Annotated in this window: 15 protein-coding genes and 3 tRNA genes; 3 read left to right on the top strand and 15 right to left on the bottom strand. The window is 64.9% G+C overall.

Features of this window, described 5'->3' with window-relative positions:
• Positions 1–148 precede the first annotated feature (148 nt).
• Positions 149–424, top strand: coding sequence for an IS3 family transposase (locus tag ACN6O8_RS02810; protein WP_427989535.1), 276 nt, complete (start codon positions 149–151; stop codon positions 422–424).
• Between the two features lie 58 nt (positions 425–482).
• Here the strand turns inward: ACN6O8_RS02810 and ACN6O8_RS02805 are convergent, their stop codons facing one another.
• The 12 genes from ACN6O8_RS02805 to rnr form a co-directional block, all read right to left on the bottom strand.
• Positions 483–2,411: a potassium transporter Kup gene (locus ACN6O8_RS02805; RefSeq protein ID WP_427989534.1), complete on the bottom strand. Its 1,929-nt coding sequence runs from the start codon at positions 2,409–2,411 to the stop codon at positions 483–485.
• A complete protein-coding gene (locus ACN6O8_RS02800) occupies positions 2,408–3,433 on the bottom strand; it encodes a sensor histidine kinase (protein ID WP_427989533.1) in 1,026 nt (341 codons plus the stop codon). Before ACN6O8_RS02800 ends, ACN6O8_RS02805 begins: the two co-directional genes overlap by 4 nt.
• Before the next feature lie 177 nt (positions 3,434–3,610).
• Positions 3,611–4,282 (bottom strand): response regulator transcription factor, encoded by a 672-nt coding sequence (locus tag ACN6O8_RS02795; protein WP_024068289.1) that lies wholly within the window; start codon positions 4,280–4,282, stop codon positions 3,611–3,613.
• 65 nt (positions 4,283–4,347) lie between these two features.
• On the bottom strand, positions 4,348–4,827 hold the full coding sequence (locus tag ACN6O8_RS02790) for an ExbD/TolR family protein (RefSeq protein ID WP_427989532.1): 480 nt from the start codon (positions 4,825–4,827) through the stop codon (positions 4,348–4,350).
• Positions 4,827–5,789 (bottom strand): MotA/TolQ/ExbB proton channel family protein, encoded by a 963-nt coding sequence (locus tag ACN6O8_RS02785; RefSeq protein WP_427989531.1) that lies wholly within the window; start codon positions 5,787–5,789, stop codon positions 4,827–4,829. Before ACN6O8_RS02785 ends, ACN6O8_RS02790 begins: the two co-directional genes overlap by 1 nt.
• Before the next feature lies 1 nt (position 5,790).
• Positions 5,791–6,582 carry an energy transducer TonB gene (locus ACN6O8_RS02780; RefSeq protein WP_427989530.1) on the bottom strand — a complete coding sequence of 264 codons (792 nt, stop codon included), beginning with the start codon at positions 6,580–6,582 and terminating at the stop codon, positions 5,791–5,793.
• Between the two features lie 239 nt (positions 6,583–6,821).
• Positions 6,822–6,897 (bottom strand) — tRNA-Val (locus ACN6O8_RS02775).
• A 148-nt stretch (positions 6,898–7,045) separates the two neighbouring features.
• Complete coding sequence (locus tag ACN6O8_RS02770) at positions 7,046–7,318, bottom strand: HU family DNA-binding protein (RefSeq protein ID WP_003812968.1); 273 nt, start codon at positions 7,316–7,318, stop codon at positions 7,046–7,048.
• A 359-nt stretch (positions 7,319–7,677) separates the two neighbouring features.
• Complete coding sequence (locus tag ACN6O8_RS02765; RefSeq protein ID WP_427989529.1) at positions 7,678–8,358, bottom strand: Fe2+-dependent dioxygenase; 681 nt, start codon at positions 8,356–8,358, stop codon at positions 7,678–7,680.
• A 54-nt stretch (positions 8,359–8,412) separates the two neighbouring features.
• Positions 8,413–9,657, bottom strand: a complete 1,245-nt coding sequence (locus ACN6O8_RS02760) for a cystathionine gamma-synthase family protein (protein WP_427989528.1) — start codon at positions 9,655–9,657, stop codon at positions 8,413–8,415.
• A 41-nt stretch (positions 9,658–9,698) separates the two neighbouring features.
• A complete protein-coding gene (gene rlmB, locus ACN6O8_RS02755; RefSeq protein WP_427989527.1) occupies positions 9,699–10,436 on the bottom strand; it encodes a 23S rRNA (guanosine(2251)-2'-O)-methyltransferase RlmB in 738 nt (245 codons plus the stop codon).
• Between the two features lie 237 nt (positions 10,437–10,673).
• A complete protein-coding gene (gene rnr / locus ACN6O8_RS02750) occupies positions 10,674–13,139 on the bottom strand; it encodes a ribonuclease R (protein WP_427989526.1) in 2,466 nt (821 codons plus the stop codon).
• Between the two features lie 225 nt (positions 13,140–13,364).
• Between rnr and ACN6O8_RS02745 the strand changes: the two genes are divergently transcribed.
• Positions 13,365–13,449 (top strand) — tRNA-Leu (locus ACN6O8_RS02745).
• Between the two features lie 7 nt (positions 13,450–13,456).
• On the opposite strand, the gene ACN6O8_RS02740 is transcribed toward ACN6O8_RS02745, so the two are convergent.
• Together ACN6O8_RS02740 and ACN6O8_RS02735 are read right to left on the bottom strand one after the other, a co-directional pair.
• The gene (locus ACN6O8_RS02740) at positions 13,457–13,642 is read right to left on the bottom strand and encodes a hypothetical protein (protein WP_427989525.1); all 186 of its coding nucleotides are present in this window, start codon (positions 13,640–13,642) and stop codon (positions 13,457–13,459) included.
• An 81-nt stretch (positions 13,643–13,723) separates the two neighbouring features.
• Positions 13,724–14,335, bottom strand: coding sequence for a tRNA-uridine aminocarboxypropyltransferase (locus tag ACN6O8_RS02735; protein ID WP_427989524.1), 612 nt, complete (start codon positions 14,333–14,335; stop codon positions 13,724–13,726).
• 192 nt (positions 14,336–14,527) lie between these two features.
• Here ACN6O8_RS02735 and ACN6O8_RS02730 point away from each other — a divergent pair.
• A tRNA-Leu gene (locus ACN6O8_RS02730) sits at positions 14,528–14,612 on the top strand.
• A 128-nt stretch (positions 14,613–14,740) separates the two neighbouring features.
• Here the strand turns inward: ACN6O8_RS02730 and ACN6O8_RS02725 are convergent.
• Positions 14,741–15,181, bottom strand: coding sequence for a GNAT family N-acetyltransferase (locus tag ACN6O8_RS02725; RefSeq protein ID WP_427989523.1), 441 nt, complete (start codon positions 15,179–15,181; stop codon positions 14,741–14,743).
• Between the last annotated feature and the right edge of the window lie 30 nt (positions 15,182–15,211).

Here is a 15,211-nt window from a genome sequence, read left to right as displayed (position 1 = left end):
AAGCAGGGGGTGCTTGAGCGGATAGATCGTGATGGCCTGTCAGATCGCCAGGCTGCGGCGCTTTATGACATCCGTCACGCAGGCAACATCGGCATCTGGCGTGCCCAGTATGATGCTGGGGGTGTAGACGCATTGGCGTCGCAAGCAAATGGTCCAAGGATTAAGGTCGGCCCGCCCGCTGGCATTGTTGCTGCGCGCAGCCCGGCTGTCGCGCAGCACGTTCTACTACCACCTGAAGGCGCAGGGCGCCGCGGACAAGTACGCAGGCCTGAAGGCCAGGATCGGTGTCGTCTATGCGCGTCACAAGGGGCGCTATGGCTACCGCCGGATCACGTCGGCGCTGCGCCAGGCCGGCGAACTGGTCAACCACAAGCTAAAAGGCCTGAGTCCGGCTCAGTACCGGACCCAGGCCTTCGGCCCCTAGCTTTTAACTGTCCAACTTCTTGGGGTCAGTTCACGTCCCAGGCCAGAAAAAACCAGGCCTACAACTCCACCTGCATCCCCATCTCAACCACCCGATTCGCCGGAATCTTGAAAAACTTCGTGCTCCGCGTCGAATTGCGCGCCATGAACGAAAACACCGCCCGCCGCCACCGCCACAGTGCCGGCTTCTTGGCCGCCACCACCGTCTGCCGCGACAGGAAGTAGGACGTGCGCATCGGCTCCAGATCCAGCTCTGGATAGGCCTCGGCCACCAACCGCAGCGCCTCCGGCACATCCGGGTCTTCCTTGAAGCCATAGTTGATCGTCGCCGCCCAACTCGACGCGCTCATCTTCTGCACCGAAAAGCGCTCGTCCTCCGACACGTACGGCACGTCCGCCACCCGGATCGTCAGGAACAACACATGGTCATGCAGCACCTTGTTGTGCTTCAGATTGTGCAGCAAGGCCGGCGGCACATTGCCCGAATTCATCGTCATGAAGATCGCCGTGCCCGGCACCCGCGACGGCGGGTAAGCCTCCAACTGCTCCATGAATTCCTTGAGCGGCTGGCGATCACGCTGCTGCATTTCCGACAGCAGCCGGCGGCCACGGCGCCATGTCATCATCAGCGTGAACACCACGATCGCCACCACCAGCGGCAACCAGCCGCCCTCGTGGATCTTGAACACGTTGGCCGAAAACAGCAGCACGTCGAACAGCAGCAACAGACCGAGCACCACGAACCACAGCATGCGCTTGGCCCCCGTGCTGCCGCGCGGCAACACCGCGAAGGCCAGCACCGACGTCGTCAGCATCGTCCCTGTCACCGCGAAACCATACGCCGCCGCCAGATTGTCGGAATTGCGGAACACCAGCACCAGCACCAGCACCGCGCACAACAGCAGCGCATTGACTTGCGGCAGATAGATCTGGCCCTTCTCCACCGCCGAAGTATGCAGGATCTGCATGCGCGGCCAGAAGCCCAATTGCACCGCCTGGCGCGTCACCGAATACGCCCCGGAGATCACCGCCTGCGATGCCACGATGGTGGCCACCGTCGCCAGCGCCACCAACGGCGCCAGGCCCCATTCGGGCGCCATCATGAAGAACGGATTGCGGATCGCGCTGGGGTCGCGCAGCAACAGCGCGCCCTGGCCGAAATAGCACAGCGTCAGCGCGGGTAACACCATGCTGAACCAGGCGCTGCGGATGGCCGGCCGGCCGAAGTGGCCCATGTCGGCGTACAGCGCCTCGGCGCCGGTCAACGCCAGCACCACCGCGCCCAGCAGCACGAAGCTGATCCACGGGAACTCGATGATGAAACGCAGACCCCACATCGGATTCAGCGCGGCCAGCACCTCGGGCGTCTGCCACACCTGCCACCCCCCCAGCGCCGCCAGCGTGCCGAACCACAGCAGCATCACCGGCCCGAACAGCTTGCCCATGGCGCCCGTGCCATGCGACTGGATCGCGAACAGCGCCACCAGCACCACCAGCGCCAGCGGCACCACCCACGCATCCAGCGTGTGCGACACGATGCTGATCCCTTCCAGCGCCGACAGCACCGAAATCGCCGGCGTGATCATGCTGTCGCCATAGAACAGCGCCGCGCCGAAGATGCCCAGCACGATCAGCACCCAGCGCAGCTTGCCCTCGCGGCCACGCACCGCCAGCTCCAGCAGTGCCAGCGTGCCGCCTTCGCCGCGGTTGTCGGCGCGCAGAATCAACGTCACGTACTTGAACGACACCACCACCATCAGCATCCAGAACAGGATGGACAGCACCCCCAACAGATGGGCCGGCTCCAGGTCGGTGTGTACGCTCAGCCCGGTCAGGCAGGCACGCAAGGTATACAACGGACTGGTGCCGATATCGCCATAGACCACCCCGAGCGCGCCCAGGATGAGTGCTGCGCGCGACGACGGTGCGTGGCCGCCGTGCGCCTGGTTGGAGGAAGAGGAAGGAACGCTGACCGAGCCCTGGCTCATGATGTGGGTTCTTGCCGAGTGAGTTGAGCCCCCTTGCGAGGGCCGGGAAACACGACCGACAGCCGCGTTCCGGAAAAGTCGGGCCGGCTGGTGAGCTTCCACCAGGCGCCGTGCGCGTGCGCGATCTCGCGCACGATGGCCAGCCCCAGTCCCGTCCCGCCGGCCGTGACCGACGGCGAACGATAGAAGGCCTCGAAGACACGTTCGCGTTCTTCTGGCGGAATGCCGGGGCCGTCGTCCTCGACCGTCAGCGACGGCGGGTTGGCGCCGACGATCAACGTGATCTTGCCGGTGGCGTTACCATAGCGCAGCGCATTGTCTATCAGGTTGCCCAGCAGTTCGGCCAGCAACAGCGGATCGGCGTCGATCCAGATCGGCGCGTCCGGCGCCACCAGGTCCAGCTCATAGCGCGCCTCGCGCACCCGCGGGAACCACTCGGCGCCATGCGCCCGCACCCATTCGCACAGGTCGATGCGCACAAAGCTGTCCTGCGGCCGCGCATTGGGGTCGGCGCGCGCCAGCACCAGCAACTGCTGACCCAGCCGGATCATGCGGTCACTGACCGCCTTGATGCGTTCGGCACGGGCCCGCACATCGTCGGGCAGGGGCCGCGCCAGCATCAGTTCGGATTCCAGCCGCAGACCGGACAGGGGCGTACGCAACTGGTGCGCGGCATGACCGATGAAACGGCGCTGCGCCGCCAGCGAAGCATCGAGCCGCAACAGCAGATCGTTGGTGTGGGTGACCAAGGGCTCGATCTCGACCGGCACGCCGGCAACTTCGAGCGGCTGCATGTCGTCAATGGAGCGCTGGCGGATTTCTTCGGACAAGTGGTTGACCGAGCGCAAGCCGGATCGCACGCCCTGCATCACCACCCAGGTGAACAGGCCGATCAGCAGCACCTGCCCCACCACCATCAGCCAGAAGAAGTCTTCCAGCATCCAGAGCGACATGTCGATCTTGTGGGTGATGACCCAGGTGGCGGCCAGATCCAGCAGCACCAGCAGCAGGATAGGCGGCATCAGCCGGATGACCAGATGCCGCGCGAGCGAGCCGGACGGGAGCAAGGGGCGCGTGGCCGGGGGAGCGGACGGAGTGCGTTCTGACATCATGACGCGGTGCCCTCGCTGTGGGCGGATGGAGAGTCTGGCCGCCGCGGGCTGGCGCGTCCAGGCCGGTCGAGGCGACCAGCCGGGCCGTCAGGCCGTTTCCACATCCAGCATGTAGCCGAAGCCGCGCACCGTCTGGATGCTGGCGCCCGTGCCTTCCAGGCGCTTGCGCAGGCGGTACACATAGACTTCCACTGCGTTTTCGCTGAAATCGGCATCCCAGGCGGACAGCGAATTGACGATCTGGCGTTTGGTCACCACGCGGCCGACGCGGGCCATCAGCATCTCCAGCACGGACAGTTCGCGCACCGACAGCGACAGACGCTGGCCATTGGCGCGCACTTCCCGGCCGACGGTATCGAATACCAACGGGCCGACCTCGATCAGCGGCTGCGCCTGCCCGGCGCGGCGGCGACCGAAGGCGCGCACGCGGGCGGCCAGCTCGGGCAGCTCGAAAGGCTTGGTGACGTAATCGTCCGCACCGGCGTCCAGGCCGGCGACGCGATCCTCGATACCGTCACGGGCCGTCAGGATCAATACCGGAACCTGGTTGCCGTCCTGGCGCAACTGGCGCAGCACATCCAGGCCGCTCATGCCCGGCAGATTGAGGTCGAGCAGCATCAGGTCATACGGCTGGCCGGCCAGCGCGCCCAGAACCCGGTCGCCATCGGTCAGCCAGTCGACCGCATAACCTTGGTCGGCCAGAAATTCCTGGAGCGCATGGCCCAGGGTGGTGTCGTCTTCGATTACCAGAACTCGCATGCCGCGATTCTAGCGCGAACCCGGAAAAAACGGGGCGCGAAATGCGCCCCGCTGCCAGGAACCGTTCAACGCGCGGACGGAGCCGGCGCGGGCCCGCCTGCCGCCGGGGCATCCGCCGCCGGCGCACCCGAGGGCGGCGTGGTGACGAAACCGATGCGCGTCATGCCCGAGCGGCGCGCCGAGGCCATCACCTTGGCCAGCGTCTCGTAACGCGTGTTCTGGTCGGCGCGAATGCGGATCTCGGGTTGCGGCTTGGTGCCGGCGATCGACTTGAAGCGGTTGGGCAGGTCGTCGATATTGACCGGCTTTTCATCCCAGAACAACGCGCCGCCAGCATCGATGGCCAGGTCCACGGTCTTGGGGTCTTCCTCGATCTGCTCGGCGGCCACCTGAGGCATGTTGATCTTGATCGAGTGCGCCAGCAGCGGCGCCGTGATGATGAAGATCACCAGCAGCACCAGCATGACGTCGATCAGCGGCACCATGTTGATCTCGGAAACCGTGTGGCTCCCGGATCCTTTGCCGTCGAAGCTGCCAAAAGCCATTATTCGCTCCCGCGTTGGGCCGCGGCGCCGTTACCGTGCTGGCGGCGCAGGGCACGCACCTTGCTGTCCGACAGCGCCACTTGCTGGCCGGTCGTCAGGAAGGCGAACAGGTCGTGCGCGAAGGCGTCCAGGCGCGACAGGTAGACGCGGTTGTTGCGCACGAAGGTGTTGTAGGCCAGCACCGCCGGGATGGCCACCGCCAGGCCCAGACCGGTCATGATGAGGGCCTCGCCCACCGGACCGGCGATGCGGTTGATGGTGACGCCATCGGACAGGCCGATACCGACCAGGGCATGGTACACGCCCCACACCGTGCCGAACAGGCCAACGAACGGCGCGGTCGAACCCACCGAAGCCAGCACCGTCAGGCCGTTTTCCAGCTTGGCGGTCTCCTCGTCGATCACCTTGCGCATGGTGCGCGTGACGAAGTCGCCGCTGGAGCCGGCTTCTTCCAGCTTGGTGGCGCCGAACTTGTTGTGATGCGCCTGGGCGTACATGGCGTGACTGGCCAGGTGCGAGAATGGATCGCGCGCGCCGTGCGTCACGATTTCGTTTTCCACCTGCTCCAGCGAGCTCGCGTTCCAGAACTTGTTGAGGAAGTCGGCGGAACGCCGGCGCATGCTGAGGTTGCTGCCGACCTTGACCAGGATCAGGTACCAGGTCACGAGCGACATCAGGATCAGGATGATGAACAGGCTCTTGCCGACGAAGTCGCTCTGGGCGACGAAGTGCAGGAAGCCCATGTCGGGGACGGGCGCGGGGGCCGGAGCGACCGCCGGCAACGCGGCGGCGGCGCTGTGCAGCGCATCCGCGGATTGCTGGATGGCGCCGGTGGCCTGCTGGACGATGCCGCCGGCCGCGGTCGCGGCCTGCTGGGCGGCGGGCGCCGCGGCCGCCGGAGCCGCTGCCGGGCTGGTGGCCGCCTGCGCCACCAGGGTGGCGCTGTGCATTGCGTTGGACATCTCAGTTCCTCATTACGAAATCGAACGGAATTTTTGCTTTGGCGGGATAAGCCACGCCATTGCGGCTATAGGGTTTCATGCGGGCCTTGCGCGCGGCGGCCAGTGCCGACTCGTCCAGCCTGGGAAAGCCCGAGGACGTATCGACGGTGGCCCGCTCGACCAGCCCCTGGGTATTGATTTCCACCAGCACCACCACCCGTCCCTCTTCCCGCATGCGCCGCGACGCCATCGGATAGTTGGGCATCGGCCGCGCCCCCATGTACTCGATCTGGGTTTCCTGCAGGATCTGGTCGGGCGGCGGACCCTGGCGCGGCGCCTGCGTGGTCTGCGCACCGTCCGGCGTGCCGGTGGGCGGAGTTTCCACGGGCGGCGTCTCGGCCTTGGGCTCGGGTTTGACTTCCTGCTTGGGCTGGGGCTTGGGTTTGGGCTTCGGTTTCGGCTTGGGGGCCGGCATCGGCGGCTTTTCGACCACCGGCTCGGGTTCGGGCTCGGGCTCCGGTTCCACCTTGGGATCGGGTTCGGGCTCGATCTCGGGTTGCGGCTCGGGCGGCGTTTCCGTCACCGGCTGCGGCACTTCCGGCGTGGGGTCGGCTTTGGCAAGCTGGGGAACGGGCGCGTCCACCACACTCACCATGATGGCCTCGGGCTCCTCCAGTTCAGGCGGGTTTTCGGGTGCCAGGTAAATGGCATAGACCACCGCGGCATGTAGCGCAACGACCGCCAGGCCTGCGCCTATGCGTATACCAAGGGAAGACGGCGGTGAAGAGTTCAAACCACGTTGAAAGCTAGGCATGAATCAGCCTGGGATGCATTGACTTAACTGGCCAGCCAGAAAAACGCGCGCCGTGACTGCGCGCAGGCTGACCGGTACAAGCCAAGCATCATATCTTAAATGCGAATGATTCGCACGTCATATTTCGTCTGCAACAGCGTAACACCTAGGCGCGCCGCAAGCCCTGCGCGCGCGCAATAAACGCGCAAACAAAAAACCCGCCACGTTACCGTGTGCGGGTTTCTGGTTCGGCTTGCTGATGGTGGGTGCTACAGGGGTCGAACCTGTGACCTACGCCTTGTAAGGGCGCCGCTCTACCAACTGAGCTAAGCACCCGTCCTGAGGATGATTTCGCCGCGCACGAGACGCGATGGAAACACTAGCCGGGGTACTCAAAAGCAATACGCGGGCCGGAGTATACCGGACCGCGTACCAGTGGGCAAATCAACGGGTGCCGTGCCCGTGCGATTCGCCTGACCGTCAATCAGTTGACGGCGTCCTTCAGGGCCTTGCCCGGACGGAACTTCGGCACCTTGGCCTTCTTGATCTTGATGGTTTCGCCCGTGCGCGGATTGCGGCCGGTGCGAGCAGCGCGCGCCGAAACGGCAAACGTGCCAAAGCCCACCAGCGTGACCGTACCGCCCTTCTTCAGGGTGGTCTTGACGGCACCGATCAGGGCGTCAAGCGAACGACCAGCGGCAGCCTTGGAGATATCGGCCTTGCTGGCAATGTGATCGATGAGTTCGGTTTTGTTCATTCAGGTGTACCCCTCACAAGGTATGGAGTCTGCCGGGAGTGCAGTTCATCATGGCTGTCATGCACGAAACCACAACTGGGCGTGTAGACCCGACAAACGACGAACAGACTAGTGGATAAACTTTTTCTTGCGCTGCAAAGCACAACTTTTAAACTGCTGCGCCGCCTAGGTTTCAAGGGCTTCATAGCCCTCGAACCGTCAGCGACGCAGACGTGTATTAGGCCTTGGCGGGGAGCGGCTGTCAAGCGAAAACCTCACGTCAAGCCGCGCCAATACTAGCTTTTAGGCCTTTCCGCAATAAACATAAACGCGCATTTCGGGGTTTGCGCGACACCCCCGCACAGCCCCCTCGGCACGACTCATACATCGACCCAGCGCCGCAGCAAATTGTGATAGATACCAGTGAGCTGGACGATCGACGGATGCCCCGCCACGTCCTGATTCAAGCGCTGAATCGCCACGTCCATGTCGAGCAGCAGCGCGCGCTGACTGTCTTCACGCACGAGGCTCTGCATCCAGAAGAACGAACTGACACGCGCGCCGCGCGTGACCGGGTTGACCTTGTGCAGGCTGGTGCCGGGATACAGCACCATGTGGCCGGCTGGCAGCTTCACGGTGCGCGGCCCGTAGGTGTCGTCGATGACCAGCTCGCCGCCATCGTAGGCATCGGGCTCGGAGAAGAACAGCGTGGCCGACAGATCCGTGCGCACGCGCTCGGCGGTGCCGGCAATGCCGCGCACGGCGTTGTCGACGTGGTAGCCGAACGCTTCGCCCCCTTCGTAGCGATTGAACAGCGGCGGGAAGATCTTGCGCGGCAGCGCCGCCGACATGAACAGGTTGTTGCCCGCCAGGCGCTGCAGGATCAGGTTGCCGAGTTCCTGCGCCAGCGGATGCTGTTCGGACAGTTGCCGATTGTGCTTGACGGCGGCCGACTGAAAGCCCGCGGTGACCTTGCCATCCACCCAGTCGGCCTCATCGAGACGCTGGCGGATGGCGGCCGCCTCGTCGGGGGTGAACACTTCGGCGATCTGTATAAGCATGGATTCCTGCCCAGGTTGCGGCCCGCGCACAGCCGCGCCGAAGCCCCGCGGGCATTATCCCTGCAGGCAGCCGTTGAGGGCCTGATCGAAGTCAAATAGCAGATCAGTCTCATCCTCGATGCCCACCGACACGCGGATCAGGCTGTCGGCGATGCCCATCTGCTTGCGGCGCTCGGCGCCCATCTCGTAATAGATGGTGTGCGCGGCGGGCAACGCCAGGCTGCGCGTGTCGCCCAGGTGCGTGGCCATCAGCACGACGCGCAGGCGGTTCAGGAAATCGAAGCAATCCACGCCGTCGGCCAACTCCACACCCAGCAAACCGCCGAAGCGCGATCCGAACAGCGCCGCGGCCCGCGCGTGCTGCGGGTGGCTGGCCAGGCCGGGATAGTGCACCTTGGCCACGCCGCGATGCTCTTCCAGAAAGCGCGCCAGCGCCAGCGCGTTGGAGCAGTGCCTGGCCATGCGCAGGGCCAGCGTCTCGGCGCCGACCGCGATACGGTGCGCCGGCTCGGCCGCCAGCGTGCCGCCCATATCGCGCAGGCCCTTCTTCTTGATCTGCGTCAGCCCCCAGCCGGTGGACGGGCCCTTGCGGTAGGCGTCGTAGATGTTCGAATAATCAGCCCAGTCGTACAGGCCGGTATCGGTGACCGCGCCACCCAGCGCATTGCCGTGGCCACCGATGTACTTCGACAAGGAGTTCATCACCAGTGACGCGCCCACCGTCGACGGGCGGAACAGCCACGGCGACGTCAGCGTGTTGTCCACCACATAGACCAACCGCTTCTCGCGGCAGATTTCGCCAATCACCGCGAGGTCGGCAATCTGGGTCCCGGGGTTGGCGATGGTCTCGGTGAACACCATGCGGGTATTGGGCTGGATCGCGGCCCGCACCTGCGCCGAGTCGGTCGCGTCGACAAAGGTGATCTCCACGCCCAGCTCCAGCAGCGTGCCCAGCAGGCTGTTGGTGTTGCCGAACACGTACTGGCTCGACACCAGGTGGTCGCCGCGGCGCAGCAGCGTGGTGAAGATGGCGGCCAGCGCGGCCATGCCGGTGGCAAAGCTCACCGTGCCCTTGCCGGCCTCCATTTGATTGATCTTGGCCTCCAGCGCCATGGTGGTCGGCGTGCCCTGGCGGGCGTAGGTGAAGCCCGGTTTGCCCTGGAACACCGCGGCCAGCTCACGCGCATCGGCGTAGGCAAACTCCGACGAAGGATGCATCGGCTTATGCACCGCTCCGTGCTCGACGGATTGCTGGCGGTCGGAATGGAGGATCGTGGTGGTAAAGCCGTTCTGGTGCATGATGGGCTACGCGGGAAGGAAGGGGCTACGGAAATACGGGTTCAGGTCCGGCGCTGGCGCACGGTTTCGTACAGGCAGACAGCGCTGGCCACGCTGACGTTCAGGCTTTCGACCGAACCCAGCATGGGAATGTTGACCAACTGGTCGCAGGTTTCGCGCGTCAGGCGGCGCATGCCCTCGCCTTCGGCGCCCATGACCCAGGCCATGGGCTGACGCGCATCGACCTGGTGCACGCTCTGCGCGGCCTGGTCATCGGTGCCCACCAGCCACACGCCGCGGTCCTTCAGGCCGCGCATGGTGCGCGCCAGGTTGGTGACCATCAGGTACGGCACGGTGTCGGCCGCGCCGCAGGCCACGCGCTGCACGGTGCTGTTCAGGCCCACCGCGCGGTCGCGCGGCGCGATCACGGCATGCACGCCGGCGGCGTCGGCCGTGCGCAGACAGGCACCCAGGTTGTGCGGGTCGGTCACGCCATCCAGGATCAGCAGCAGCGGCGGGCCCTCGATCACATCGAGCACCTCGTCCACGTCCACGGCCAGTTGGCGCTCTTCGGCCAGCGCCACCACGCCCTGATGGCGAGTGCCGCGCGCCAGGCCGTCGAGCCGTTCCATGGCGACCGGATGCAGGCGGCAGCCGGCCTTTTCGGCCTGCTCGATGAACGTCTGCATACGCTTGTCGCGGCGCGACGCTTCTACGTAGATTTCCTTGATCGATTCGGGCGCGTGGCGCAGCCGCGCGACAACCGCGTGAAACCCGGCAAGGACTTGGGTCGACGCCATAAATGCAAATACCTTTAGAGAAACGAATACCCGCGCCGGAGCGGAACGGGCCGCCGGACGCACCGGCCACAGGCGCAATGTTACCCCTTATGGCCTTATCCCTTACGGCCATATACCTTAAGACGTCATTCCATATTGCCGGCGCCTCCCCCAGGGTGGCGCGGCCAGGACGCCCGCCTTGCCAGCGGGATGCCGCGGCGCCCACCCCAGCCTCGGGGGAAACGCCGCGGCCCGCGGTCAGTGGCGCTTGCGCGAGGCCTGCTTGGCGGGCGCGGCGTGCTGCGCGGCCTTGGGCGGCTTGCTCGCCTTCTTGGCGGCGGCGCGCCGTTCCTTGGCGGTCTGCCCCTTGAGCGCGGCCGGCTTGGGCGCCGCCGCTTTCTTCACGCGGCGCGGCCCTTCGTCGGGACCGCGCGCGGCCGCCTTGCGCAAGGCGTCGAAGCTGGTGCCCTGCACCAGGCGGAACTCGATGCGGCGCGCCTCCAGGTCAACACGCGATACCTGCACCTGAACCTTGTCGGTCAGGCGGTAGCGCATGCCGGTGCGTTCGCCGCGCAGTTCGTGCAGCGCGTCGTTGAACTGGAAGTACTCGCCGCCCAGTTCGGACACATGCACCAGCCCTTCGACATGCAGCGTGTCCAGCGTGACGAAGATGCCGAAGCTGGCCACACCGGTGACGGTGCCGCTGAAGTCCTCGCCCACGCGCTCCTTGACGAACCAGCACTTGAGCCAGGCTTCGACATCGCGCGAGGCCTCGTCGGCGCGGCGCTCGCTGGCCGAAAGCACCAGCCCCAGCTTTTCCCAGATGGCGTGCTCGTGCTCGCGCTGGGTGCGGCCGATGACGACCGGCTGCTCTTCCAGGCTGGGCACATAGCGCTGCCCGGCCAGCAGGGCCTTGATGACGCGGTGCGTGAGCAGGTCGGGATAGCGCCGGATCGGCGAGGTGAAGTGGCTGTAGCCGGGATAGGAAAGGCCGAAGTGGCCCAGGTTGTCCGGGCTGTAGATGGCCTGCTGCATCGAACGCAGGCACATGGTCTGCAGCAGTTGGTAGTCGGGACGCCCGCGCACGGAGTCGAGGAAGTCGCCGTAGTCCTTGGCCGTGGGGGTATCGCCGCCGCCCAGCGACAGGCCCATGGTGCGCAGGAATTCTCGCAGCGACTGCAGACGCTCGGGCGTCGGGCCCTCGTGGATGCGGTACAGGCCCGGATGCTTGCTGCGCGCCATGAAGTCGGCCGCGCAAGTGTTGGCGGCCAGCATGCATTCCTCGATCAGCTTGTGCGCATCGTTGCGCACCGACGGCACGATCTGCTCGATGCGGCCCAGTTCGTTGCAGACGATCTTGGTCTCGACCGTGTCGAAGTCGATCGCGCCGCGCTTCTTGCGGCTCTGCGACAGCAGGAGGAACAGCTCATACAGGCTCTGCACCTGCGGCATGACGGCACGCATCGCGTGAGCCGCCGGACCGCCAGGCTGCTGCAGCGCCGCCCAGATATTGGTATAGGTGGTGCGGGCATGCGAATGCATCACCGCGTTGTAGAACTGGTAGGCCGTGACGGTGCCGGCCTTGGCGCCCGAGGCCGGAATCACCATGTCGCACACCAGCACCAGGCGGTCGACGTCGGGGTTCAGCGAACACAGGCCATTGGACAGCGACTCGGGCAGCATCGGGATGACGCGGCGCGGGAAATAGACGCTGGTACCGCGTTCGAGGGCGTCGTCGTCCAGCGCATCGCCGGGCCGCACATAGTGGCTGACGTCGGCAATGGCCACCAGCAGGCGCCAGCCCGGCCGCTTGCGCTGGCCGGTGCCCAGTTCCACCGCCTCGCAATAGACGGCGTCGTCGAAATCGCGCGCGTCTTCGCCGTCGATGGTGATCAGCGGCACGTCGCGCAAGTCGATACGGTCTTTCAGGTCACCCTTGCGGACCACGTCCGGCAGGCGCGCGGCCTGCTTGCGCGCCGCCTCGGAGAATTCCACCGGCACGTCGAACTTGCGCACCGCGATCTCGATTTCCATGCCGGGATCGTCGATCTCGCCCAGCACCTCGGCCACGCGGCCCAGCGGCTGCGTGTGGCGGGTGGGCTGCTCCATGATCTCGACCGACACCACCTGCCCGTGCTGGGCACCGTTGGTATCGCTGGGCGGAATCAGGATGTCGTGCTTGATACGCTGATCTTCCGGCACCACGATGGACAGGCCATGCTCGTGCAGGAAGCGGCCCACCAGCTTATTGGTGCGGCGCTCTATGACCTCGACGATGGTGCCTTCCGGCTTGCCGCGGTATTCGCCGGACGGCTTGACCAGCACGCGGTCGCCATGCAGCACCTTGAGCATTTCGCGCGGCGACAGGAACAGATCCGGCCCGCCGTCGTCGCGCAACAGGAAGCCGAAGCCATCGCGATGGCCCAGCACCTTGCCAGCAACGAAATCCAGCTTGGTGGCCAGCAGCAGCACGCCCTTGCGATTGGGCATCAATTGGCCATCGCGCTCCATGGCGCCCAGGCGGCGTTCGAATCCCACCATGGTCGCGGGACGCTCCACCCCCATGCGCTCGGCCAGCTCCACCGGGGACAACGGCGCCCCCGCGGATCGCAGCGCTTTCAGAATGGCTTCACGGGACGGGACATCGGGATCGAAGTCTGGCGGCGCTTCCGGCAACGGAGTGGATCTGTTGTTGTTCGATTCGTTATTCGATCGTTTTGCCAAAGCTAATTTTTCCGTATATAATGCGCAGCTTCTGTGGTTCGCCCAAGGCTGAACACTGAAGCAGAAATGGTCAGACGGATTGTAGAGTGGTTTTGTAGTTACTTTGCAATCACGGTAATTACTTTGCAAGCTGCGTTGCAAGCATGCTTTGAATACATGAGAACTAAAACCTCATGCAATCGAAGTGGCAGCGTATCACAAAGTTCTGACCGCAATTGTCTCAGTGCCCAGGTGGCGGAATTGGTAGACGCGCATGGTTCAGGTCCATGTGCCGCAAGGTGTGGAGGTTCGAGTCCTCTCCTGGGCACCACGGAATTTCAGCTGAGGCTGAATTGAGGCTGTTTGGGGCCGCGATGAAAATAATCTCGCGGCACTGCCAAACGAACGGCAACAAAAACAGCAACAAACAGCATTGGCAAAAAAGCTGAAACCCCGGAAATCGCCAGATTTTCGGGGTTTTTGCTTTGTTTGGCATGCTTGGGGCGGCATGCTTGGGGCGGCATGATTTTGCTTTGCGCGGCCGGAGCATGGGAATTGCCGCCCCGCCAATAGCCCCTTCCGCATTCTTCCGCGCGGCCCGGCCTTCAGCGCCAGGGCACCTTGCGGTTCAGGTGATGGCGCGCATACAGGTCCGCGCCCATTCCCGCGATCTGGCCATCGATCAAGGCCTCGAACGGCCGTAACAGCGCATCAAAATTGCACGGCGCCTCGAGCGCGTTGAGCGCATGCGTCACCGCCTCGATCGTGGACAACGCCCCCGCGATGTCCGCATGCCGCACCCGATAGCGCGTGGTCAGGCCGGGCGGCAACATCACGCGCGGCAATGCCGCCAGTTGCGGATTGATGTGCAGCAGTTTGCGCGCGTGTGTCCAGGTGCCATCCGGCACGATCAACTGCACCGGCCCGCTGACCGCGGCGGCGCACTCCGGCACCAGCACCTGGGCGCCCTCGCCCGGAAACAGCACGCAAGGCGCATAACCCGGCTCGGCCCACTGCTCACACTGAAAGCGCTCGCCGACCAGACGCCGGGCGCCGCTCAGCCCCAGCACCGCGAGCCGCGCGGTGTTGAGCGCGTGGCGCGCCTCGCTCGGATGCTGCAACACCACCACCCGGGTCCGCGGGGCCAGCGCCGGGATCAGGGCGCACAAACAATGGGATTCGGGGCGCTTGCAGCGCAGGCAAAGGGAGCGTGACATGGGGCGACACTATAGCGAAGCCGGCCGCATCGAAAAAAAAGTGAAAAAAATGCCGCATGACTTGCACACTTCCAAAAAAGTATGCATAATCTCGTTCCTCTGCTGTTGAACACGAAACGAAACGCAGCCGGTAGCAAGAAACCGCAAGGTGGCAAGCTGAACGGAAAGCGACGCGGAAGGTAAGACATCAGCGCCCAGGTGGCGGAATTGGTAGACGCGCATGGTTCAGGTCCATGTGCCGCAAGGTGTGGAGGTTCGAGTCCTCTCCTGGGCACCAATTATTACATCACGAGGTACCTGTCGTGATGCGCCAAGAAAAACCCCGTACGCGTAAGCGTCCGGGGTTTTTTCTTTTCGCTTTTCCGTGAGCGCAGTGCGGCGGCGCCGCACTGCCGGCCACCTATGCTATGCCAGCACCCGCGTCATAACGACGTGCGCAATGCCGGCCTCCATGAACTCCTCGCCTTCCACCTGGAAACCATGGGCCTCGTAGAAGCCCTTGGCGTGGGTCTGCGCGTGCAGCACCAGCATGCGATGACCGTCGCCATGGCCCTGGCCGATCAGGGCGTCGAGCAATTGACCGCCCACGCCCAGGCCGCGCGCCCGCTTGTGCACGGCCATACGGCCGATGTGACCATCGGGCAGCAGACGGCCGGTGCCCAGCGGCGTGCCGTCGGCGGCGTAGGCCACCGCGTGCACCGAGACCGCGTCGTCGTCGTCCATCTCGACTTCGGGCGGCACGTTCTGCTCGCGCACGAACACGTCGTAGCGAACCGCCGAAGCGTCGTCGCGCAGGCGATCCCAGGTTCCCAGAGTGATGCGTACCGTCGGTTTTTGGCCAGCCATTTGTTTTCCTCGCGCAGCTGCTGAACATGA

This window comes from Achromobacter sp. (assembly GCF_050285565.1).
In the GTDB taxonomy this organism is placed as follows: domain Bacteria; phylum Pseudomonadota; class Gammaproteobacteria; order Burkholderiales; family Burkholderiaceae_B; genus Achromobacter.
The sequence above is the reverse complement of the archived record's forward strand: the minus strand, read 5'-3'. Positions and strand labels throughout refer to the sequence as shown.

Coding starts and splice junctions, on each gene's coding strand:
- ACN6O8_RS02810 (WP_427989535.1), top strand. CDS start 149: ATGGTCCAAGGATTAAGGTCGGCCCGCCCGCTGGCATTGTTGCTGCGC.
- ACN6O8_RS02805 (WP_427989534.1), bottom strand. CDS start 2,411: ATGAGCCAGGGCTCGGTCAGCGTTCCTTCCTCTTCCTCCAACCAGGCG.
- ACN6O8_RS02770 (WP_003812968.1), bottom strand. CDS start 7,318: ATGAACAAAACCGAACTCATCGATCACATTGCCAGCAAGGCCGATATC.
- ACN6O8_RS02795 (WP_024068289.1), bottom strand. CDS start 4,282: ATGCGAGTTCTGGTAATCGAAGACGACACCACCCTGGGCCATGCGCTC.
- ACN6O8_RS02800 (WP_427989533.1), bottom strand. CDS start 3,433: ATGCCGCCTATCCTGCTGCTGGTGCTGCTGGATCTGGCCGCCACCTGG.
- ACN6O8_RS02760 (WP_427989528.1), bottom strand. CDS start 9,657: ATGCACCAGAACGGCTTTACCACCACGATCCTCCATTCCGACCGCCAG.
- ACN6O8_RS02785 (WP_427989531.1), bottom strand. CDS start 5,789: ATGTCCAACGCAATGCACAGCGCCACCCTGGTGGCGCAGGCGGCCACC.
- rlmB (WP_427989527.1), bottom strand. CDS start 10,436: ATGGCGTCGACCCAAGTCCTTGCCGGGTTTCACGCGGTTGTCGCGCGG.
- ACN6O8_RS02740 (WP_427989525.1), bottom strand. CDS start 13,642: ATGCCGCCCCAAGCATGCCGCCCCAAGCATGCCAAACAAAGCAAAAAC.
- ACN6O8_RS02790 (WP_427989532.1), bottom strand. CDS start 4,827: ATGGCTTTTGGCAGCTTCGACGGCAAAGGATCCGGGAGCCACACGGTT.
- ACN6O8_RS02735 (WP_427989524.1), bottom strand. CDS start 14,335: ATGTCACGCTCCCTTTGCCTGCGCTGCAAGCGCCCCGAATCCCATTGT.
- ACN6O8_RS02765 (WP_427989529.1), bottom strand. CDS start 8,358: ATGCTTATACAGATCGCCGAAGTGTTCACCCCCGACGAGGCGGCCGCC.
- ACN6O8_RS02725 (WP_427989523.1), bottom strand. CDS start 15,181: ATGGCTGGCCAAAAACCGACGGTACGCATCACTCTGGGAACCTGGGAT.
- ACN6O8_RS02780 (WP_427989530.1), bottom strand. CDS start 6,582: ATGCCTAGCTTTCAACGTGGTTTGAACTCTTCACCGCCGTCTTCCCTT.